20 protein-coding genes are annotated in these 20,089 nt (G+C 65.0%); 5 read left to right on the plus strand and 15 right to left on the minus strand.

Going from position 1 to position 20,089, the window contains the following annotated elements; all coding sequences use genetic code 11:
• Nucleotides 1-19: 19 nt before the first annotated feature.
• Nucleotides 20-1,615 (minus strand): copper resistance CopC/CopD family protein, encoded by a 1,596-nt coding sequence (locus JL101_RS27310; protein ID WP_203098146.1) that lies wholly within the window; start codon nt 1,613-1,615, stop codon nt 20-22.
• Between the two features lie 99 nt (nt 1,616-1,714).
• A complete protein-coding gene (locus tag JL101_RS27315) occupies nt 1,715-1,888 on the minus strand; it encodes a DUF1775 domain-containing protein (RefSeq protein WP_201075761.1) in 174 nt (57 codons plus the stop codon).
• A 303-nt stretch (nt 1,889-2,191) separates the two neighbouring features.
• Here JL101_RS27315 and JL101_RS27320 point away from each other — a divergent pair, with 303 nt between their 5' ends.
• Entirely contained in the window at nt 2,192-2,371 is a 180-nt protein-coding gene (locus JL101_RS27320) for a hypothetical protein (RefSeq protein WP_201075763.1), read from the plus strand.
• Nucleotides 2,349-4,439: a recombinase family protein gene (locus JL101_RS27325; protein ID WP_201075765.1), complete on the plus strand. Its 2,091-nt coding sequence runs from the start codon at nt 2,349-2,351 to the stop codon at nt 4,437-4,439. Before JL101_RS27320 ends, JL101_RS27325 begins: the two co-directional genes overlap by 23 nt.
• Before the next feature lie 13 nt (nt 4,440-4,452).
• On the opposite strand, the gene JL101_RS27330 is transcribed toward JL101_RS27325, so the two are convergent.
• The 3 genes from JL101_RS27330 to JL101_RS27340 form a co-directional block, all read right to left on the minus strand.
• Complete coding sequence (locus JL101_RS27330; RefSeq protein ID WP_201075768.1) at nt 4,453-4,839, minus strand: YcnI family copper-binding membrane protein; 387 nt, start codon at nt 4,837-4,839, stop codon at nt 4,453-4,455.
• Between the two features lie 99 nt (nt 4,840-4,938).
• On the minus strand, nt 4,939-5,367 hold the full coding sequence (locus JL101_RS36985; protein ID WP_201075770.1) for a DUF2946 family protein: 429 nt from the start codon (nt 5,365-5,367) through the stop codon (nt 4,939-4,941).
• A 21-nt stretch (nt 5,368-5,388) separates the two neighbouring features.
• Complete coding sequence (locus JL101_RS27340) at nt 5,389-5,757, minus strand: c-type cytochrome (RefSeq protein WP_203098144.1); 369 nt, start codon at nt 5,755-5,757, stop codon at nt 5,389-5,391.
• 773 nt (nt 5,758-6,530) lie between these two features.
• On the opposite strand from JL101_RS27340, the gene JL101_RS27345 reads away from it, so the two are divergent.
• The 3 genes from JL101_RS27345 to JL101_RS27355 all read left to right on the plus strand — a co-directional run bounded on the left by JL101_RS27345 (nt 6,531) and on the right by JL101_RS27355 (nt 9,935).
• Complete coding sequence (locus JL101_RS27345) at nt 6,531-7,697, plus strand: multicopper oxidase domain-containing protein (protein WP_201075780.1); 1,167 nt, start codon at nt 6,531-6,533, stop codon at nt 7,695-7,697.
• 147 nt (nt 7,698-7,844) lie between these two features.
• Complete coding sequence (locus tag JL101_RS27350) at nt 7,845-8,906, plus strand: multicopper oxidase domain-containing protein (protein WP_201075785.1); 1,062 nt, start codon at nt 7,845-7,847, stop codon at nt 8,904-8,906.
• Nucleotides 8,907-8,924: 18 nt separating this feature from the next.
• The gene (locus JL101_RS27355) at nt 8,925-9,935 is read left to right on the plus strand and encodes an SCO family protein (protein WP_228435541.1); all 1,011 of its coding nucleotides are present in this window, start codon (nt 8,925-8,927) and stop codon (nt 9,933-9,935) included.
• A 7-nt stretch (nt 9,936-9,942) separates the two neighbouring features.
• On the opposite strand, the gene JL101_RS27360 is transcribed toward JL101_RS27355, so the two are convergent.
• The 10 genes from JL101_RS27360 to JL101_RS27405 all read right to left on the minus strand — a co-directional run bounded on the left by JL101_RS27360 (nt 9,943) and on the right by JL101_RS27405 (nt 20,061).
• Nucleotides 9,943-10,143 (minus strand): hypothetical protein, encoded by a 201-nt coding sequence (locus JL101_RS27360; protein WP_201075789.1) that lies wholly within the window; start codon nt 10,141-10,143, stop codon nt 9,943-9,945.
• Nucleotides 10,144-10,258: 115 nt separating this feature from the next.
• Nucleotides 10,259-11,230 carry a TMEM43 family protein gene (locus JL101_RS27365; RefSeq protein ID WP_201075791.1) on the minus strand — a complete coding sequence of 324 codons (972 nt, stop codon included), beginning with the start codon at nt 11,228-11,230 and terminating at the stop codon, nt 10,259-10,261.
• 293 nt (nt 11,231-11,523) lie between these two features.
• A complete protein-coding gene (locus tag JL101_RS27370) occupies nt 11,524-12,360 on the minus strand; it encodes a cation diffusion facilitator family transporter (protein ID WP_247881097.1) in 837 nt (278 codons plus the stop codon).
• A 262-nt stretch (nt 12,361-12,622) separates the two neighbouring features.
• Nucleotides 12,623-14,764, minus strand: coding sequence for a protein-disulfide reductase DsbD family protein (locus JL101_RS27375; RefSeq protein WP_201075795.1), 2,142 nt, complete (start codon nt 14,762-14,764; stop codon nt 12,623-12,625).
• A gap of 76 nt (nt 14,765-14,840) precedes the next feature.
• The gene (locus JL101_RS27380; protein ID WP_201075797.1) at nt 14,841-15,458 is read right to left on the minus strand and encodes a DsbA family protein; all 618 of its coding nucleotides are present in this window, start codon (nt 15,456-15,458) and stop codon (nt 14,841-14,843) included.
• Nucleotides 15,459-15,526: 68 nt separating this feature from the next.
• The gene (locus JL101_RS27385; protein WP_201075799.1) at nt 15,527-16,147 is read right to left on the minus strand and encodes an SCO family protein; all 621 of its coding nucleotides are present in this window, start codon (nt 16,145-16,147) and stop codon (nt 15,527-15,529) included.
• Nucleotides 16,148-16,154: 7 nt separating this feature from the next.
• A complete protein-coding gene (locus tag JL101_RS27390) occupies nt 16,155-16,574 on the minus strand; it encodes a copper chaperone PCu(A)C (RefSeq protein ID WP_203098143.1) in 420 nt (139 codons plus the stop codon).
• 86 nt (nt 16,575-16,660) lie between these two features.
• Nucleotides 16,661-17,044, minus strand: a complete 384-nt coding sequence (locus JL101_RS27395; protein ID WP_201075803.1) for a hypothetical protein — start codon at nt 17,042-17,044, stop codon at nt 16,661-16,663.
• Nucleotides 17,045-17,320: 276 nt separating this feature from the next.
• Nucleotides 17,321-17,881: a signal peptidase II gene (gene lspA / locus JL101_RS27400; RefSeq protein ID WP_201075805.1), complete on the minus strand. Its 561-nt coding sequence runs from the start codon at nt 17,879-17,881 to the stop codon at nt 17,321-17,323.
• Nucleotides 17,882-17,892: 11 nt separating this feature from the next.
• Nucleotides 17,893-20,061, minus strand: coding sequence for a heavy metal translocating P-type ATPase (locus JL101_RS27405; protein ID WP_228435196.1), 2,169 nt, complete (start codon nt 20,059-20,061; stop codon nt 17,893-17,895).
• Nucleotides 20,062-20,089 lie beyond the last annotated feature (28 nt).

Here is a 20,089-nt window from a genome sequence, read left to right on the forward strand (position 1 = left end):
GGGGCGCTGTGACCGATCATCAGCGCAGTCCATGGTCGCCCTCGATGTCGATAATGAACTCGGCCGTCCGTTTCTCGAAGTCGCTGACCAGCAGGTCGGCTCCGAAGCGCCAACGTCCCGAAACCGCGAGTTCCGGTCCCTGAAGACGGTAGCTGCCCGGGCCCGTACGAGCCATGGCGCGCGGGATATTCTCTATGCCCAGGTCAGGGCTCCCGAGATGCAGCGTCACCGACAGGACATCCCGGAGGGAACCATCGCTCCCCGCCACCCTGAGTTCGATCGCGTTCTCGCCGGGACGCGCCGGTGTCACGCTGAGTGTCAAGTCGAGCGGCCCCGTCGAGGAGCGGACGACCTGACCCGGGTCGGTGCCATGCCGGGTGTGCTCGCCTGTGCTCCCGCCTGCCGGCGGCGGCACGCTGGTCAAGACAGCCGTCGCCACGAACACGGCGCCGGCCAGAGCCGCCTCGCCAAGGATGGATCGACGAAGGCGTTCCGAAGCGTCTGCCCCCTGCCGCAACGCCGGGACAAGGCGCCACTTGTTCAGGGCGGCCAGACCGAGCATACCGGCCACGATCAGGATCTTCGCCGACAGGGTCAGGCCGTAAGCCGTGGTCACCAGCGCGCTCCAGCTGCCGACCAAGCGCCAGGCCATAACCAGCCCGGCGCCCACCAGTAGGGGAACGATCACAGTCGCCACGCCGGAGAATGCGACCATCAGCTGGGCGACCCCGTTACGGTCAGAGTGACGCGTGGCGACGAGCAGGGGCCAGAAAGCCCCGGCCCAGAACGCTATCGCGAGCAGATGAAGGACAAGCAGGCCGGAAAGCCAGAGCGAATCCCAGGGCGCCGTATGACCGGTGAACGCGAACGATGCCGCGACCATCACCGCTCCCAAGGGTCCCAGCACGGGAAGGCTCCACTGCCAAGCCGCCGCCGCGAGGAGGAGGGCGAGCCCGTCAAGCCGCAGCAGAGCGCTCACAGTTGTGCCTGGAGCCAGGAAGGTGCTGAAATCGGCAGGGGCGAGGAAGGCGGCGGCACTTCCGAGGATCAGTGCCTGAAGCCCCAATCCGAGTACCGTGGATACTGCCGCGATGGATGTGGACAGGAGGACCGCAAGGTACGGTGATGCGACGACTGCATGGCGACGAAACAGCAGGGCAAATATGACCAGTCCTGCCGTGAGCAGCGATGCGCCATAGGTTACGACCCTGGCGGCGGCATACAGGACCGTCAGGCCAACCGGCACGCTATCAGTGACTGGTCCAGCAGATCCGGAAGGGTTGCCGCTCGGTGCCCCAACCGAAAACACCAGGGAGCCGCCGAGCGGATGCCCGTCCGCCGATGCCAGGCGCCAGCTCAGCACATAGGTTCCGCTGCTCAGTTCCGGGAGAGCGGCCGTCACACGATCGGGCGGACCGCCCGTTTCGGGCCGAAGCTGTACCGCGCCTCCGGCCGGATCGACCAACCGAAGCGAGGTCACCTGGACCGGCTCGTTGAAGCGGAGAAGAACACGGTCTGGTGCCTGGGCAAGCACCTCGCTGTCCGCCGGCGAGCTTTCCAGCAGACCGGCATGGGCGTGCGCGGCGCCGGACCAGAGGATCGACAGGACGGCCATCAGGATGGCGACAGACCATCTGACAGAAGGGAACACGGCGAACCTCCCGACGGAAGCGACGCCGGTTCAGGTACCGACGCCGCCGTCCGCCCCGCTGGTCTACTTGGCCTTCGGGGTCAGCCTGATGGCCGGGGCGGGCTCCTTCAGATCATCGGATTTCTGACCGGCAGCCGGGATCTCGATCCAGCGCGACTCGCCTTTCTCGCAGATCTGGACGATCGGCACGTACAGGGTTTCGTCGGGCCGATCCGGGGATTGAGCGTCATTCAGCATACAGTTTCGAGTCGGCGCGGGTCGAGTATCCGTGGCACCCGCTGTACGGGCAGACCCTCCGGGTAGTAAACCGGACAGCACGCAGCGGCCATCCGGTCATCTGGCTTGAGGAGCGCTCCGGAACAGCCCGGGAATTACCGGCCTGGATGTGCGACGCGGCGTACTGCCTTGATATGGCGGTGTTGGGGCCGCCACAGGCCGCCATCACGGCCCTTGGTGCATTGGCGGCAGTTCTCTCGGATTTGCGGCACACGGCTGGCGATCACACACCATCGGACAAATCCCTCACCGAGGAGGCTGCCGATGACCAGACGACCACGACCGCTGACCCAGTTCTCGCTGAACCTCAATGTTCCTCCCCCGGACGTCGTGGTTCCGGACGAGGTCGTGCAGGTGCTGGCGGACCTTCTCCTGGAAGCCGTGGGCGCCCGGTTGGGCATCGAGGACAGGGAGGACGGCCGTGAGCCCCAAGATCACCGCTGACCATCCTGGCCGCGGTGCCGCGGTCTATGTCCGCCAGTCCTCACCCGGACAAGTAGCCAGTCACACGGAAAGCCGCCGTCGGCAGTATGACCTGGCCGATGCCGCACGCGCGGTGGGATTTGTCGATGTCATGATCATTGACGAGGATCTTGGCCGCTCCGGGTCCGGCCTCGAAGCCCGACCAGGATTCCAGAAGTTGGTGGCAGTGGTCTGCGCCGGCACGGTCGGCGCAGTCTACTGCATCGAGGCCTCACGGCTGGCCCGCAACGGTCGGGATTGGCACCACCTCATTGACCTCTGCGCTCTGGCCGGAACACTGGTCGTTGATCCCGACGGGGTTTACGATCCTTGTCTGATTAACGACCGGCTTCTGCTTGGCCTGAAGGGCACCATGTCCGAGTACGAACTCAGCCTGCTGCGCCAGCGCGGCATCGAGGCCCGGGATGGCAAAGCTCGCAGGGGCGAGTTGCAGTTCACCCTGCCGCCCGGCTATTGCTGGAACGAGGCCGGAAGGATTGAAATTGACCCTGATGAGCGTGTCGCCGGCGCGATCCGCATGCTGTTCAGCAAGTTCCGCGAACTGGGCAGCGCCCGCCAGGTCTTTCTGTGGGCGCGGGCAACCGACCTGTCGCTTCCTGTCGTGCGGCGCAATCTCACCGCCTGCAAGATCCTCTGGCAGCCGCCGGCCTATCACACGGTCATCCAAGTCTTGAACAACCCGATCTATGCCGGCGCATACGTGTTCGGCCGGACAGCCAGCAGGACACGGGTCATTGAGGGTCGGGCTCGCAAGACCACTGGGCACAGACGGGAACGCACCGAATGGAACGCCCTGCTGCGCGACAACCACGAAGGCTATATCACCTGGGCCGAGTTCGAGGAACATCAGCGCATGCTGGAAGAGAACGCCCACATGCAGAAGCGCGCCTCTCGCAAGGCCGGCCGGGGCGGGCGGGCCTTGCTGACGGGACTGGTCCGGTGCGGACGCTGCGGCCGCAGGATGCGGGTGTTCTACGGTATGCAATCCGGGCATGCCCACCGCTACCAGTGCCGGGGAGACGACGCCCACGTCGGTGTCGGCCTGTGCATCGGGATCGGTGGCGTCCGTGTCGATCGGGCGATCGTGGCCCAGATGCTGGAGGCCGTGTCTGCCCGTGCGGTGGAGGCCGCCCTGCTCGCCGCCGACCAGGCATCCGCCGCCGGGGCGGAGGAGCGGGCGGCCCTGGAACGGGAACTGGAAGCGGCCCGCTATGACACATCGTTGGCCGCACGCCGGTACGATTTTGTGGACCCGGGCAAGCGCCATGTCGTGAGGGAACTGGAAGCTCGGTGGAATACCGCGCTGGAACGGGTGGCGCAGATTGAACGTCGGATTGCCGAAGCCGAGGCAAGATCCGCGGCACGCCCGAAGGTGGACAAGGCGGCGCTCCTGGGACTGGCTCACAACCTGTCCGCAGCTTGGAATGCACCGACGGCGGACGCGCGGACCCGGCAGCGCTTGACCCGGCTGCTCGTGGAGGAAGTGGTGATTGACCTCGACGACGCGGCACACGAGGCGGTGCTGCGGATCCACTGGGTTGGGGGCGGTCACACCGAACTGCGCGTCCCGCGTCGCAGAATAGAGGGCCGGCAGGAAAAGGGAAATCCCGGAGCCGTCGAGGTCGTGCGTCAGCTCTCCGGTCACTGGCCAGACCATGAGATCTCCGTCACGCTGAACCGCATGAAGTGCCGGAGCGAAAACGGTGAGACCTGGACGACCGTGAAGGTTCGGCTGTTACGAGAACGGCTTGGCATTCCCGACTTCGATCCGTCAGTACCCCGTCCCGAGATGCTGACGGCCGAGAAAGCGGCGAAGCGGCTCGGCATCTCCATCCCGTCCGTGCATCGCCTCATCCAACGCGGGGCCCTGCCGGCAACCCAGCTTGTCCCTTCGGCTCCCTGGCACATTCCAGCCGCCGCCTTGGACACCGATGCCCTACAAACGGGCGTGAACGAGATTAAGGCGCGGCGCCCGAAAAACCTTATTGATTATCATAGAGATGAAACGATGCGCCTGCCAGGATTGTGAGAGGAGGGATGCACTATGTCACGCAGTTCGGCAGCTGGCCGCGGAACACGAACTCGTCATAGTGCTCGTCGAGCAGCTGGCCGCCGGTCCAGCGAACCTCTGTGACGCCCTCGGTGATGGTCTTGCCGTGGCTCTCGTACGGCGTTGCGAGCTTGCCGATCACGGTCGAGACCTCCCAGCCCGGCTTCGGCATGGGCTTCACGCTGACCATGCCGTCCGGCACCTTGACCCGCATCTCCCGCATGGGAGAACCCTCGCAGCCGTGACCGACCCGCATCACGGCCTTGTAGTAGCTCCCGGCGGGTGCCTCGGCGGTTTCGAGCGTGACATGTGCCATCGCCGCGCCGGTCATGGCGAGCGTCGTCGTGACCGCCAGCGCGGCCATCCTGATCCTGTTCATCTGAATCACTCCTCCAGCATGGATGCGGACATCCATGCGGGCCAGCCCAGCGCGCCCAGCGTGGGACAGGCGGTTTCTGAAACGGCTGAAATCTCGAGATCAGCTGCTTTGGGGAGGAGCGCGAGCCTGGGCAATGATCAGGAAATCGAGGGAGGGCACCCAATCGCGGGCAACCATGGACCAGGGTGCTTCAGTCGGGGCAAGCGTCCGGGCAATAACGGGGACGGATGAGGGCGGCGGGAGCAGCGCTTCCTGGAACCGACAGAAATGACAAACCTCATGATGTCCATCGGCTCCGTCACGATTTCCCGATGGTTGGCTGTTGGATGGCTGCGTTTCATGGGCGGTATGCCGGTGTTCGTGACCGGCTTCGGCGGAGGCAACTGGAAGGAGCGGCAACAGCAGCCGGAACAGTAACAAGGCCGCCGCCAGCAGCGGCTTCAGCCGAACGGCCTGCCTCCCGCTTTCGATTAAGTGGCCTTGTTTCACCATGATCCGTCCACGCAGCCCATGCTGTTTCCGTATCATCCCAGCGTTCAGTTTGCATTGTTACTTTTTCTGACGGAAGCCGTCATGGCATCCGGAGCATTCCTGGCCTACCCGTTTGAACTCGGACTGCAGCTGCGTCTTCTCGCCGGAGGCTGCCGCGGCCACCAGATCCTCGACGGCGGCATCGAAGCTGCGCATGCGCACATCGAATTCCGGGCGGCGGTCCCAAACGGCCTCGGTAGCCTCAGTGTGGTGACCGTCGCTGCCGGGCGGGAACATGTGCATCACATGCTCGCAGTGCTGGTGCATGGTCTCCGCGAGGCGCCGCGCCGTTTCCTGGTCGAACGCGGTCTTGCCGGCCAGCATGGCACCCAGCGCTTTCATGTGCTGGCCCATCTGCTTCATGAGATCCATGCGCTGGGCCACCACGCCGGTCGCTCCCTCGTGAGCCATGGCCGTCCCGGCTGTCAGGAGGACAGCAAAGGCGATCGCGGCAATGCGGCGCTGGGAGTTGGTTGCTATCCGTGACATGCCGAGCTTCTTGCTGTGGTTCGAGAAATCCTCAGGAAGACGGCTGAGCCTCGAACTTATTCCGTCTCAGCTTTCCGGTTCCAGACCATGTCCCGCTTTCCCCTGCGGTTCAGCCGCAGCCAACTGCCGAGCGACTGCTGAGAGTGTCGAGGTCATCGCCTCGGGGGATCTGGCCCTCAAACTTCAGGGTACTCCCACTCTGTCGGAAGCGGCGCAAGCTGGGCCGACCTCGGGCACGGAATGACCGGTATCCTCGCATCATTTGGCGATAGTGCCGTCATGGGATTACTTAGCTTTGGAAATTTTTGCCCTCCGAAGAATTAATACCAGACAATGCGGAATATGAGTATGGGCCGATTCGTCATGCTCCCGAAAACATCGCAAAGGGCGCAAGTGAACACATCCGCAGATATCAGCCTCGCAGAGATACAGTAGAAGGCCACATTTAGAATGAATGAAGCTGGATGCTCGGGATGTCGAGCATACTGCCGCGCTATGTTTTCAAGTGTTCGGCGCAATCCAAATTTGTCAATTTGAGATTTAAACTAGGATTAGTACGGAAGTGTAGTTTGAAATGGAACGGTAAAGTTTATCTAGCCTTCCAATTTTGGTGCGTTTACAAGTTTTGCCTTCGAAACAGGGAGTGCTGTCTGATGCGTAGGCGCCAATTCTTGAAGTATGGCAGTGTCTTTGCTGTGTTCACCACGGCCACCGCTTCCCTGACGTCCTTGGCTGCTGCGCAGACATCCGATCCTGGCGACTTGCCAACCGGCGATGACGCCGATTTCGACCTGGAAATCGTTGACGTTGATGTTGAGCTGATCGACGGCAGCACCGTGCCGATGTACGCGTTCGCCCATGCAGGAAAGCCGCCGTCGATACCGGGCCCGATCCTCCGGGTTAAGCAGGGAGACACGGTCCGTATCGACATCCGGAACTCCAGTTCCCGCCCTCACGGCTTCCAGATCCTGGGCCAGAACATGTCCGCCATCGTCGGCCTAGCCCCGAGTGAGGGCGACGGCGAAGACAAGGCTCGGGTCGAGTTCACGGCAACGAAGCCGGGAACCTATTTCTACGTGGACGGCGACAACGCTCCGGTCAACCGCGTGCTCGGCCTGCACGGCGCGCTGATCGTGGAACCGGCGAACGGCTATGCCGACGGCAAAGTCAGGAAGAAACCGATGCCCTATCCGCCGGGAACCGCAACGACGAACATGAAGTCGCTGTTCACGGCGCTCGGCGAGGCAACCATCGACGGCAAACCGGCCCGCTTCCCTGGCAAACCTTGGCAGGCCGGACGCGAGTATGTCTGGATCTTCAACCAGATTGACCCGGTCATGTGCCGCCGGATTGCCGCCGGGGAAGTACTCTCGGCATCGGAGTTCCAGGAGCAATTCCATCCCCGCTACTTCACGATCAACGGCCTGTGCGGCATGGACGCGGCGCATGACAAGGCCACGTGCCCGACCGGGCATGTCGGCGAGCCGGCGCTGCTGCGCACGATGAACGCCGGCCTGGCGACGCACTGTCCGCACATTCACGGCAACCATGTTTTCGTGCTGACCCAGAGCAACGCCAATGGCGTTCCCGTCTATCAGCAGGACATCTACGAACACGACGTCTGGCTCATGCCGCCCATGATGATCAAGGATGTCCTGCTTCCCTTCACCACCCCGCCGGACCTGCCGCCCGCGCCCTGGAAAATGGTGCAGGAGAAATACCCTCTCCAGTACCCCATGCACTGCCACAACGAAATCTCCCAGACTTCCGCCGGCGGCTCCTATCCGATGGGCTTGATGACGGACTGGGAAATCGAGGGGCCACTGGTAACCAGCTGAGCATCCGGGCGGAGACATCGGCAACGTTCCGGTGGTCACGGTTGCACCGCCGTCCGGCAGATATGTGCCCATAAAACACTGTGATGGATGTCAGGACAGGCTCAGGGATCGAGATCTGTCCGGTCAGCTTGGCCTTGGAGGTTATCAATGACAATCATTTACCGCCCTATTTTCGATCCCCTCGAGTTCGATACTTTCGGCTGCCACCCGTTCGAAGACGATCCCGCGACGCCTGACCGGACCAACCGGCAGGTCTTCGTGCGCCGCCAGGTCGCCGACTGGAACGTCGATATGAAGGACGGCTCGCAGCTGCAGTTCTGGGGCTTCAAGGATCCGGATATCTCCGGCAGCGACTCGCCGTGGCCGTCCAAGATCATCCGGGTCAAGCAGGGCCAGATCTTCCATTGCGAGTTCAAGCCGACCAAGGGCGCCCACACCATCCACTGGCACGGCATCGAACCCACGCCCATGAACGACGGCGTCGGCCACACCTCGTTCGAGGTCAAGAGCAGCTACGTCTACCAGTGGTGCGCCCACCAGGCCGGCACGTACCTCTACCACTGCCACAAGAACACTGTGTTGCACTTCGAGATGGGCATGTACGGCGTGCTCATCGTCGATCCGCTCACCAAACCCTCGGACACGAGGAACCCGAACTACCTCTACGATCCCCTGCCGGGTGACTTGACCCCCGGCATCACCCCCGGAGCACCCTACGGGGCGGAGTCGATCCTGGTGTTCGACGACGTCGATCCGGTGTGGCACAAGCTCGACCACAACGCCGGTATGTGCGGCGACGACGTCGGACTCGACAAGTTCAATCCGACGTACTTCCTGATCAACGGCGTCCACAACGGACTGTCGCAGATCGACAGGCGGACTGTCACCACGACCCAGGCCGGCAAGAACGTGCTGGTCCGTCTCGCCAACGCCTCCTACAGCCGGCTCTACGTGACGCTCCCCGTCGATGCCTGGATCGTCGAGGTCGATGGTCGTCCGCTTCGGGTAAACCGGGCCAAAGGTGCCTTCGCGGGACCCAGGAAGCTCGCCGCGAACACCCGGCTCGAGATCGCTGTGGCACAGCGCTATGCCCTCTGGATCCCGAACATCCCGAGGGGTGATCACAGGATTACCGGCCATTTCCATCACTGGATCACCAACAAGCGGCATTTCGACGGGACGGCCGTCGCCAAGATCATCGCCACCTGAGAAGAGGGTCTTTTGACCATGCGGACCAAATTTTTTCTGAAAAGCTCCGGGCGGGCGGCGGTCCTGGCGACCCTCCTGATGGGCGGCACGGCATTGTACTTCGGCACTCTGGCAATGTCCGCTAGCGCAACCCAGGACCAGGGCGCTCACGGCGCAGCCGTCCAGGCCGCTGAGCCGCAAGCCGGCGGCGGACACGGCTCGGGACATGGGTCTTCCGAACAGGCAAACCCCGAGGAAGCCCAGTCGGGCAGCCAGGGCTCCGGGCACGGCAGCGGCTACGGCGCTCATAGCGGCTGGCCGGAGCCGCGGCAGCTCGGCGGTGACTTCAGCCTGACCGACCATACGGGCCGCAAAGTCACTCTGGCCGATTTCAAGGGCAAGGCTGCCGCCTTCTACTTCGGCTATGCGCAGTGCGGCGACATTTGCCCGATCATCGGCACCAAGCTCGGCATGGCGGTCGATCTGATGGGCGACAAAGCGGATCAGATCAACATCGCCATGGTCAGTGTCGATGACCGCAACGATGGTCCGAAGGAACTCGCCGCCTTCGTTGCCAAGCAGCACCCGCGCTTAATCGGCCTGTCCGGAACCCGCGGGGAGATCTACGACATCGCGGCCAAGTTCCGGGTTCGCCGGGACTATGTGACACAGAACCAGGTTGCCAAGGAAGGCGAGGAGCAGGCCGAAGCTCACAGCGGCGGCGCCCACGCAAGTGGAGCGGAGAGTCCCCAGACCTCCCATGAGGCGGCTTCCGGGCAGACTCATGAGGGCGCAGCAGCCGTGCAGACCGCGGGCAGCACGACTGAAGCCCAAGCCAAGACCACTACCCCAAGAGAGACGACTCCGGGCCAGCGGATCAGGATCCGATCCGCCTCGGACGACGCAACGCGGCTGCACAACATGGCGATGGCGCATACCACGCACATCTACCTGCTGAACAAGAATGGCCAGGTGGTTCGATACATCTATCCCAGCATGACGCCGGAAAACCTCGCCAAGCGCCTCACCGATCTGGTTGACGAAGGCTGAACCAGGGTCACTGGCCGGAGCCGGTTCCCGGCGGGAGCGAGGGGCGGTGCGGTTCGGCCATGGTTTCATGGCGCCGCTCCTCGACCTCGGACATGCGGACGTAGGTGACCGCGAACAGGAGGGCGGCCAACCCAAGCAGGACGACAAAAAGTGCCCTGTTCTTCGACTTCAATCTCCGGGACTGCTCATCCGGCAGTAGGTTTGACATCCTTCACCCCTGACGGCTTCGGTCTACAGGTAGGAGGCTTAACATTGCTCTGCATGGACAAGCATAGTCTATCTGCTTCGTCTCCGGCGCTCCATCGGAGCGCCCCGCATGCGGATCAGCGCAGGGTGCCGCGCCGCCAGGCAAGGAGCCCGACCAGCAGCACGTAGCCGGTCGCAACGGCCTGACCAGCGAAAAAGCTGCCCCCGAGGCCACCCGGTACGGCCGCGGCCATAGCGGCACCGAGTGTCGCCATGACACCGGCCAGGGGGACAAGGGTCAGGCCAATCCAGCGCCGCATTGGTGCCCAGAATGCCGGGATCATGAACACCGCCCACCCGGCGGCAAGCGCCCAGAGCGTTGCCTCGACACGCGCTGCGTTGGCGTCCTCCAATGCATCGTCGATTATGGCCGCGGCATCGACGCTCCCCTTCGCCACGAGCGCCAGATCGTCCTGGTCCATGCGAAGCGGGACCAGTCCGTGGCCGCTTTTGTCAACCGCGGCGATTACGCTCAAGGGACCGTCCCGCAACACCCGGTATACAACCCGACGGTCGCCGGCCGCCGGACGGTACACGGGATCGGAGGATTGAGCTTTGCCGCTTGGTTGAAAGACGCCATAGGAGTCGCTGTCGGAGAGCACCATGCCCGTGGGCGGCTGGTAATCCTCACCCGGGCGCAAGGTCTCCAGCGCCGAGGGCGCCGCAGCAAGGAGCGCCTCGGTCAAAGCCCAACCGTCTAGACGCGCGCCGGGCGACGGTATGTACTGCGTCTCCTCGGGGATCCATCCTGTTTTACGCCCGCTGCGGTAGCGTTCCACGATACGTTGGACGGCCAACGCCCGCTCGAAGGTGACGCCCAGACTGGTGTCGGTAATCGGCTGACTGGCGGCTGCGGTCCCTCGAACGTAGACGACACGCCCGGCCAGATCCGAATTCGGTCTGGCAGGTTCGTCGCTGGCGAGCAGCGACTGAAGCGTGCCCACATGCGCCGCCCGCACTGCGGCGTCGGTATAGAACCAAGCGTGGATGCTGACGAGCACGAAGCTCAGGAAGAGAAAAGCTACCGACGCCGCCATGAACAGAACCATCCGCCGCCTCCAAGGCACGCTCTGCTTCGGGGATGCAACGGTAAGGGTCATTGGGTCAGTTCTCATGGTCATGAAAGGTTGGCGTCCGGCTTCAACGTTATTCCGGGCGACGCTCGCGAGCCTTGATCTGGCTCAAGAGGTACTGCTCACGCGATGCCGGCATATGCTTCTCTTTCTGCTCGTCCAGGCCGCTGTCCAGGGCATCGGCACCTTGCGTCTGACAAAGCGGAGCATCCTCATGCGTCCGCGCACCGTAGCGGGGCACCGTTGCGGGCACCCAGACGGCCGGGAGCTCAGGACTGGCGACAATCCTCGCCATGCGCGCAGGCTCCGCGCTCGACCTGAACGGTTGCGTGGTCGAAGCCGAACCGCTCCTTCAAGGCGTGATTGATGGCTGCAACGGCCTCGTTCTGGTCCGCTGCCTCGTCCACGACCGCGTGCAGAGTGATCATCCGGCGCTCGCTGGTGAGCGACCAGGCATGAACATGGTGGACGTCGATGACGCCGGCGACGCAGCGGACGGCGGCGCCGACACGCGCACTGTCGATGCCGTCTGGCGTGCCCTCCAGAAGGATATGCCCGGACTCCTTGGTCACCCTCCAGGCGCCGCGCAGGATGAGAAGAACGACCACGACCGACAGGATCGGGTCGATGGGAGTCCAGCCTGTCCACAGGATGATGAGGGCCGCGGCGATCGCGCCGACCGATCCCAGCATGTCCCCGAGGACGTGGAGCGCGGCTCCGCGAACATTCAGGTTCTCCTCCCCGCCCCGATGCAGGATCCAGAACGCGGCTATGTTCACCAGCAGGCCCAGGATCGCGACGACGAGCATCTGCCCGCCGAGCACCTCGACTGGATCGAACAGACGGCCGACAGCCTCGACGGTAATCCAGGCCGAGATGACGAACAGTGAGATACCGTTCACGAAAGCGGCGAGCACCTGGAACCGGTGGTAACCGTAGGACCGCTTGAGGTCGGCCGGGCGTCTGGCCAGACGGAATGCGAACCAGGCCAACGCAAGGGAGGCGAAGTCGGTCAGCATATGCCCGGCGTCGGCGATCAGGGCCAGCGAGCCGGAGACGAGACCGCCGACGACCTCGGCGAACATGAAGCCGCCGGTCAGCACCATGGCCCACAGGACCTTGCGCTCGCTGCTGGTCGTTACCGCGTGACTGTGCCCCCCGGGACCATGCTCGTGTGCGGCGTGCGAACCGTGGTCGTGTCCGACATGTGAGGCGTGATCATGCCCCGCGTGCGGCGCATGGTCCTGTTCGAGGCCGCTCGGGTGTCCCTGACCGTCGTGGTCATGATCGGCGTGATCATGCCCGTGGCTTGTGCCACTCGGGGATTTCTGATTGTGCGTTTCTATATCCGTGTTCATCCGTGTTCTCTCATCGCGCTTGTGGCGCATCGTCGGAAGCGTTCACCTCAAGACCGCCCTTGATGTTCTGTGAATTCAGGGTGGAAGCGCCCCGTGCTCGCCCAAGCGCCTCAAGGACGGTCTCTGTTGACAGGAGTTCCGGCAGGACGATCCCGCTCGGCGCGCCGGGTCCGTAGACGGCGTTGAACGGAATGCCGTAGCGGTCGTTCCGGGCCAGGTAGTCCGAGATCCGTGGGTCGGGACGCGTCCAGTCGGCCCGCATCGGCACCACGCCCGGGGCCGTCAGCGCATCCGCGACCTCGCCCCGGTCGATGACCAGCGACTTGTTCGCCTGGCAGGTGATACACCAGTCAGCCGTCACGTCCACGAACACCGTCCTTCCCTGTGCGACCAGCCGGCCGATCTCGGCCTGGTCGAATGGTGCCCATGCCGTCGCCGTCACGGATGTTTCCGCAGGCTTGCCCATCATCGCCGGGGACGCCACCGCGGCGGACAGCGACACCGCCACCAGCCCCAGCGTCGCCGGGAAGCCGAGGCGGTTCCGGAGGATCAGTGCCGCGCCGAGCACGGCCAGGGTGCCTGCGATGACGAAGGCGGCTTGCCAGGAGGTCTGGGCCGCCAGCACCGCCAGCAGCCATGCCGCGGTCCCGAGGAGTGCTACGGCCAACACCCGGCGAAGCGTGGCCATCCACCGACCGGGCCGCGGCATGAGGCTGACCAGCCGTGGAAAGGCTGCAACCAGCAGGTAGGGCGATGCCAGACCGACGCCCAGTGCGGCGAAGATGGTCAGGATCTCCACCGGACCGCGCGCCAGTGCGAAGCCCACGGCGGTGCCGACGAACGGGGCCGAGCACGGCGTCGCCAGCAGGGTCGCGAAGGCCCCGGTTGCGAAGTCGCCGGCATGTCCGCTCCCGCCCGCGCGCCCCAGGACCGTGGCGAAACGGGATGGCAGGGAAATGTCGAGACCACCCGCAAGGCTGGCGGAGAAGGCGACCAGCACGGCGGCCATGGCCACCAGGAACAGCGGCTGCTGGAATTGCACGCCCCAACCGACGACGGATCCCGCAAGTTTCAGGCCGATGAGCATGCCCGCCAGCAGGAGCATGGAGGTCACGACCCCCGCGGCCGTCGTCAGGAAGCCCAGCCGCACGCGACGACGCCCGGCGTCGTGTCGGTCGATCACCGACAGCAGCTTCAGGCTGAGCACCGGCAGCACACACGGCATCAGGTTCAGTACAAGCCCGCCGAGCAGCGCCAGGAGAAGGATTGGAACCAAGTCACCAATACCCGTGCCGCCGGTCTTTGATGCGGCGACCCTGACCCGGGCTTCTGCAGCCCTTGGGCCGTCCGTCACGGTGACCACAAACATCCTGCCAGGCATGGTCACCAGATCCGGACCGGACGTGACCGGCAGTCTGGCCGTGGCCCCGTGGCCATCCGGTGCGAATGAGAACTCCGGCTTGCCGAACGTCCAGTCACCGCCCTCGACCAGCACGTCGGGTTCGACCATCGGCCTGCTGGAGGCGATGCGAACCGCCAGGGCCCCCGGCTTGCCGGTCTCGACCGAAGCTGCCTCGACCTCCAGGCCTGAGTGTACGCCGTCGTCGGGCACCTGCGCTTCGAAGCGGGCGACCAGGTTGGCGGCTTCGGCGTCGGCCGCAGCCGGCCCGGATGGCAGGTCGAGTGCGATCTCCAGGGAGACCGGGATGCAGACGGTGCTGCACACCAGCACGTCTGCTCGGCCGCGCAGGGCCACCGGCTCACCCTGACGTTCGACCCGGATGTCGAGCGGGAAGACGACCTCACGGTCATAACCGAAGGTCTCCAGCCCGAACAAGGTGAAGCGGTGCGGCGCGGGCCATCGCCAGTCCACCCCGGCGACGTTCGCAGAGGCCGACCAGTCCACCGTCGGCGGCGCACCGGCATCGCCGGGCGAACGCCAATAGGTTTTCCAGCCGTCCGCGAGCATCAGGTGCAGGCCCACCGGAATGGTTTCCCGATCGCCGCCAGCCTCCACGGGCGAGACTAGCCGGGCCTGCAGGGTGTCGTGGCTCGACCATTCACCGGTCGCGGCGGCGGCAGGACTGCCGAACCACGCAGCTGCCATGGCGAGCACTGCCGCGACGCTTCGGATGCCCAGGCCCGCCGTCATCCTGTTTCTCATCACACTGCCTCTCGATGTCCCGCGCCTCAGCCTCAGCACGCGAAATCCTCTCGCTGGCGGCGACTCAGGGCTTCGGCAGCAGCGGTTCGACAGCCTTCTTGAACTCATCGATCGGGAGCACGCCCTTGTAGGTCTTGCCGTCGATCACGAAGGAGGGGGTCGATTCCACTCCGTGCTTCTGCTCGCCCTCCAAGCGGGACTGGACGATGGAGTCCTGAAGCGCCTTGTCGGCCCGGCAGGCGTCGTAGGCAGGGCGTGACAGGCCGGCCAGTGCGCCGATGCGCGCCAGAGCCTCGACCGGGTCCTTCCCGTGGGACCAATCCTCCTGCTTCGAGAACAGGACCGAGAGGACCGGAAAATAGCGCTCAGGTGCTACGCACCGTGCCAGGATCGCCGCTTCCAGGGCTATACGGTCCAGGGGGAAGTCGCGGTAGACGAGGCGGACCTTGCCGGTGTCGATCAGTTCCTTCTTCACCTGCGCCAGGACCTCGTTGTGGAAGGTCGCGCAGTGGTGACAGGTCAGTGAGGCATACTCGATCACCTCGACCGGCGCGTCCGGGCTGCCCAGCGCGCGGGGCGCTGTGGCGGTCTGCGGGACAGTCGGCGTTTGGGCAAAGGCGGCGCCGGAGAACAGGCACGAGGCCGCCAGGACGGCGGCGCGAAGGGTTCGGTTCAGGGGCATCGGGTAACTCCAAGAGGGGCTGGTTGGTTTATCGGGATCTGGCGACGGGTTCTGGCCCGTCTTCCGGTTCATGAGTTCTCAAGCAGGAGGCGGAGTTTGCCGGCGGCGACCTCCGGCTTCTCGTGGATGTCGAGGGTCGAGCGCGGACGGCCCTCATCGTCCAGCAGCAGCATCGTCGCCGTATGGTCCATGGTGTAGCCCCCGTCGTCCTGGGGAACCTTGCGCGAATAGGCGCCCAGGCTCTTGAGGGCGGCAACGACCTGATCCGGGGCGCCGGTCACGCCGACGATGCGCGGATCGAACAGGTCGGTATACTCGGCCATGACGTCGGCCGTGTCGCGCTCCGGATCGACCGTCACGAACAAGGGTCGTACCGCCTCCGCCTGCGGGCCGAGCGCCTGGAGCGTGCTCGCCACGTAGGACAGCGAGGTCGGGCAGACGTCGGGACAGTGCGTGAAACCGAACACCACCAGCGTTGGCTTGGCCCGCAAGTCATCGGGCGTGAAGGCTCTGCCCGTCTCGTCCAGGAGCCGCCAGTCAGCTCCTTCGGCCATCGGACGACCGGGTTCGACCAAGCCCTCGCGCAATGGTACGTCGCGCGATACCAGCCAGGTCAGCAAGGCGGCCGAGATAACGACCATGCCGACGAGCGCCCACAGGAAGAAGCGGAGGTTTCTCAGGTTGGCCATGGCATCCTCACTCCGGTCCCATGGCGCCGGGCTTGCCGACCTTGACCGGGACCTCGACCTGTCCGGCCTTCTCGAAGGTGATGGTCAACGGGAACTGCTGGCCGAGCTTCAGTCCGCCCTTGAGATCCATCAGCATGATGTGCGTCCCGCCGGGCTTCATCTCCAGCGCGCCGCCAGGCGGGACACTGAGCGGACCAGCCTCGCTCATGCGCGAAACGTCGCCTTCCTGTCTGGTCTGGTGGGCCACGGCATGGCCCGCAACCGGCGTTTCCATGGACAGGATGCTGTCGGGCTCGGGGCCGGTGTTCCTGACCTCCAGATAGGTGGCGCCGGTCTTGGCGGACGGTGTGGTGGCGCGCGCCCAGGCCTGCTCGACAACCAGGGCACCTGCGGTTACCTCGGCGGCGTACGCCACCGGGGTGAGCATGGTAATCGATACGGCAATGGCTGAGACAAAGGATATCACTCTTGCTCTCCTGGATTGAGCGGGCAATCGGGGCCGGGAGGCCGCACTCACATAGAAGCTTTGGCATTCCGGGCCGTAAGTTCGTGGATGGCCTTTCTTGTGTCAGACCGGATGGCGCGTTTGAAGTTACTGGCGAGTCGCTCGCCCGCGCCTTCGCCATTCAACCCGATGAGGTGCCGTCGGCTCTTCTCGAAGTCATCGGCGCAGGCCTGTTCCGCGTCGGCGATAATGCCGCCAATCTCCGGACCCGCCAGATCCCGACGGTTCGCGACAAGCGCTTCGGCTTGGTTGATCATGCACACGTGATAAGATGCCATAGCGAACTCGGCCTTATGCTCGTCATGATCCACCGCATTCGGCCGCTGGCAGGCGGTGACCAGTGAGGCCAGCAGCGCGGTTGCGAGCAGGCCGCCTTTCTGCCGGTCAGCCACGTATACCATCCTGTGGCTGCCCGCCTGCGGTGACGAAGTTCACGCACGCGTTGATCAACCGCTGGTGCTGCAAACGCAGTATCGGATCTTTCCGCAGCACGGACTGAATCAGATCAGGGATAGGATGCGCCATTGAATTCCTCCGTCAGGCTCCCGCGCTTGTGCCTTGAAATTTGGTGCGCGCCTCAGCGCCCTCGATCTTGGCCACGCACGGCGGGCAGTTCATTCTGGTTACGCGGTATCGGACAGTCTTATTATTCTGGGGCAATCCGGCTGTCATGCCTCGCTCTTGTCATTCTCAATGCGGGTGCACAGCGGCTGCGCGTTGACCTTCTTGTCGGCGGCACGATCAGCAGCCCACGAATGCAGCAGCAATGCCGCGACGCCGCAGAAGATGGCTGCGTCGGCCAGGTTGAAGGCGGGCCAGTGCCAGCCGAGCGCGTGGAAATCCAGGAAATCGGTCACCGCTCCCTGACGCACTCGGTCGATCACGTTGCCGATGGCGCCGCCAATGACGCCGCCGATGGCCGCGGCCTCGATCCGGCTGCCGACACGGCGGGCCCACACGATGAGAGCGGCCACTATGCCCAGGGTGAGGCCGACCAGTAGCCAGGGGCCGAGCGCCTCGTCACTGCTGAGCATCCCGAAGCTGACCCCGCGGTTGAAGCCAAGTGTCAGGTTGAAGAACGGGGTCACCTCGATGAGACGCGGAGGATCCATGACATGCTCAAGGATCACCCGCTTGGATGCCTGATCGGCGGCCGCCGCAAGGAGGGCAATCGCCAGCGCCAGCCATAGGCCAGTCCTTCTGCTTGCGGCGTTTTCAGAGTTCGTCATAGCGGCTTCCTTCACTTCGCCCGGCGGAGCAGCCGCAAGGCGTTGAGGGTGACCAGCACGGTGGCCCCGGTGTCGGCCAGGATGGCGAGCCAGAGGTCAGTGACACCGAGCAGGGTGGTGACGAGGAACACGGCCTTGAGGCCCAGGGCGACGGCCACGTTCTGGTGGATGTTCGTCATCGTCGCGCGGGACAGCGCGATGAGGTCGGCAACCCCCTCGACCCGGTTGCCCAGCAGTGCGGCGTCCGCGGTCTCCAGAGCAACGTCGGTCCCGCCACCCATGGCGATGCCGACATCGGCCGCCGCCAGCGCCGGGCCGTCGTTGATGCCGTCTCCAACCATAGCGACCGGTGCCCCGACCTTCAGGGCCGCAATCTCGCTCAGCTTGTTCTCGGGCAGAAGATCCGCCTTGACCTCGATGCCGAGCTTCCGTCCGATGGCCTGCCCGGTTCGGGCATTGTCGCCGGTCAGCATGACGCTGCGGACGCCGAGTTGCCGGAGTGCCGCGATGCCCCGCAAAGCGTCGGGCCGCGGTTCGTCGCGCAGTGCCATCAGGCCCACCGGCTGTGTGTCGGCCAGGACCACGACGACGGTCTTGCCCTCGTCCTCCAGGGTGGTGATGCGGTCGGCGGGAAGGTTCCCCGGGCCGCAGCTTTCCACCGCGTGGCGCGGCGAGCCGACCTCGATGAGCTTCCCGCCAACCACGGCCTGCGCTGCCCGTCCTGGAAGGGCCTTCTGCCCGCGTGCCGGTCGGAGCGGTATGCCATCGCTTGCTGCCCGGTCCAGGATGGCCCGGGCGATCGGGTGGCTGGAGCCGTTCTCCACGGCCGCCGCCATCCCGAGCAGTGAGCGTTCGTTCCCCGTCAGCGACACCAGGTCGGTCACCTGCGGCCGTCCCTGCGTCAGCGTCCCGGTCTTGTCGAAGGCGATGGCGCCGACGCGGCCGATCGTCTCCAGGGCAGCACCGCCCTTGATGAGCAGGCCGCGCCGCGCGCCGGCGGCGATGCCGGAGGTGATTGCGGCCGGCGTGGAGAGGACCAGGGCGCACGGGCACCCGATCAGCAGAAGCGCCAGGCCGCGATAGATCCACGTGTGCCAGTCCGCCCCGAAGGCGAGCGGCGGGACCAGCACGGTCAGTACCGCGACCAGGATGACGAAGGGCGTGTACCGCGCGCTGAACCGCTCGATGAAACGCGCCGTCGGCGACTTGGACGCCTGCGCTTCCTCGATGAGGTGGATGATGCGGGCGATGGTGTTGTCAGCCGCCGCCCGCGTTACCCGGACCTGCAGTGCGCCGGTTGCGTTGATGCCGCCCGCGATGACCGCTGAGCCGACCTGCTTGGGAACGGGAACCGACTCCCCGGTGACCGGGGACTCGTCCACGTCGGACTCGCCATCGACGACCTCGCCGTCGGCTGGGACGCGATCACCGGGCCGGACGAGCACCACTTGTCCAATTTCCAGGCGCGACGCCGGAACCTCGCGGGCGATCTCCCCGTCGATCACGAGGGCGGTTCGTGGCACGAGTGCTGTCAGCGCTTCGATGCCGGACCGGGCTGAGCCCGCCGCAACACCCTCCAGGAGCTCGCCGACGGCGAACAGCAGGACGACGATCGATGCCTCGGCCGTCTCGCCGATGATGAGTGCTCCCGCGGTGGCGATCGACATCAGCATCTCGATGCTGAAAGGCGAGCCAACGCGGGCCAGGGCCAGTGCTCGACGGCCGAACACAACTAGCCCCACGAGGGCGGCGGGGACCAGGGCATAATCCCCCAGAGATGGGGCAAACCAAGAAACCAGAAAGCCCACGGCGACGAGGAGCCCGATCAGGCCGGTCAGTCGGGCCTTGGGCGTCCACCACCACGGCTGCGTCGCGGGAGCCGGGACGTCGGTGTCCGTCTCGCCTTCAGCCACCACCCGGATGCGGTCCATGTCCTCGATGCCGAACCCGAGGCTCCGGATCGTGCCCTCCAGCCGCTCACGGGGTGTCGCGGCCTCGTCGAGCCGAAGCTTCAGGACCTGGGAGTGATAGCTCAGGCTGACGTCCTCGATGCCCGGGAGGCGGCCGACGGCCGTCTCGATCTTGGTCGCGCAGCTCGGGCAGTCCATGCCCGCTACCTTGTAGCGAAGAGCGCTTTTGCCCTCCGCCGCTACCTGCCCGATGTGTGCCTCGTCCAGCATGGTGCTCCCCGTGAACATCGGAAGGCGG

The sequence above is a fragment of the Skermanella rosea genome, assembly GCF_016806835.2.
In the GTDB taxonomy this organism is placed as follows: domain Bacteria; phylum Pseudomonadota; class Alphaproteobacteria; order Azospirillales; family Azospirillaceae; genus Skermanella; species Skermanella rosea.

What these genes read in the sequence shown, in the direction of transcription:
- JL101_RS27310 (WP_203098146.1), bottom strand. Translation starts at nt 1,615, where the DNA reads ATGGCCGTCCTGTCGATCCTCTGGTCCGGCGCCGCGCACGCCCATGCC.
- JL101_RS27315 (WP_201075761.1), bottom strand. Translation starts at nt 1,888, where the DNA reads ATGCTGAATGACGCTCAATCCCCGGATCGGCCCGACGAAACCCTGTAC.
- JL101_RS27320 (WP_201075763.1), top strand. Translation starts at nt 2,192, where the DNA reads ATGACCAGACGACCACGACCGCTGACCCAGTTCTCGCTGAACCTCAAT.
- JL101_RS27330 (WP_201075768.1), bottom strand. Translation starts at nt 4,839, where the DNA reads ATGAACAGGATCAGGATGGCCGCGCTGGCGGTCACGACGACGCTCGCC.
- JL101_RS36985 (WP_201075770.1), bottom strand. Translation starts at nt 5,367, where the DNA reads ATGATACGGAAACAGCATGGGCTGCGTGGACGGATCATGGTGAAACAA.
- JL101_RS27350 (WP_201075785.1), top strand. Translation starts at nt 7,845, where the DNA reads ATGACAATCATTTACCGCCCTATTTTCGATCCCCTCGAGTTCGATACT.
- JL101_RS27355 (WP_228435541.1), top strand. Translation starts at nt 8,925, where the DNA reads ATGCGGACCAAATTTTTTCTGAAAAGCTCCGGGCGGGCGGCGGTCCTG.
- JL101_RS27360 (WP_201075789.1), bottom strand. Translation starts at nt 10,143, where the DNA reads ATGTCAAACCTACTGCCGGATGAGCAGTCCCGGAGATTGAAGTCGAAG.
- JL101_RS27365 (WP_201075791.1), bottom strand. Translation starts at nt 11,230, where the DNA reads ATGGTTCTGTTCATGGCGGCGTCGGTAGCTTTTCTCTTCCTGAGCTTC.
- JL101_RS27370 (WP_247881097.1), bottom strand. Translation starts at nt 12,360, where the DNA reads ATGGTGCTGACCGGCGGCTTCATGTTCGCCGAGGTCGTCGGCGGTCTC.
- JL101_RS27375 (WP_201075795.1), bottom strand. Translation starts at nt 14,764, where the DNA reads ATGACGGCGGGCCTGGGCATCCGAAGCGTCGCGGCAGTGCTCGCCATG.
- JL101_RS27380 (WP_201075797.1), bottom strand. Translation starts at nt 15,458, where the DNA reads ATGCCCCTGAACCGAACCCTTCGCGCCGCCGTCCTGGCGGCCTCGTGC.
- JL101_RS27385 (WP_201075799.1), bottom strand. Translation starts at nt 16,147, where the DNA reads ATGGCCAACCTGAGAAACCTCCGCTTCTTCCTGTGGGCGCTCGTCGGC.
- JL101_RS27390 (WP_203098143.1), bottom strand. Translation starts at nt 16,574, where the DNA reads ATGCTCACCCCGGTGGCGTACGCCGCCGAGGTAACCGCAGGTGCCCTG.
- lspA (WP_201075805.1), bottom strand. Translation starts at nt 17,881, where the DNA reads ATGACGAACTCTGAAAACGCCGCAAGCAGAAGGACTGGCCTATGGCTG.
- JL101_RS27405 (WP_228435196.1), bottom strand. Translation starts at nt 20,061, where the DNA reads ATGCTGGACGAGGCACACATCGGGCAGGTAGCGGCGGAGGGCAAAAGC.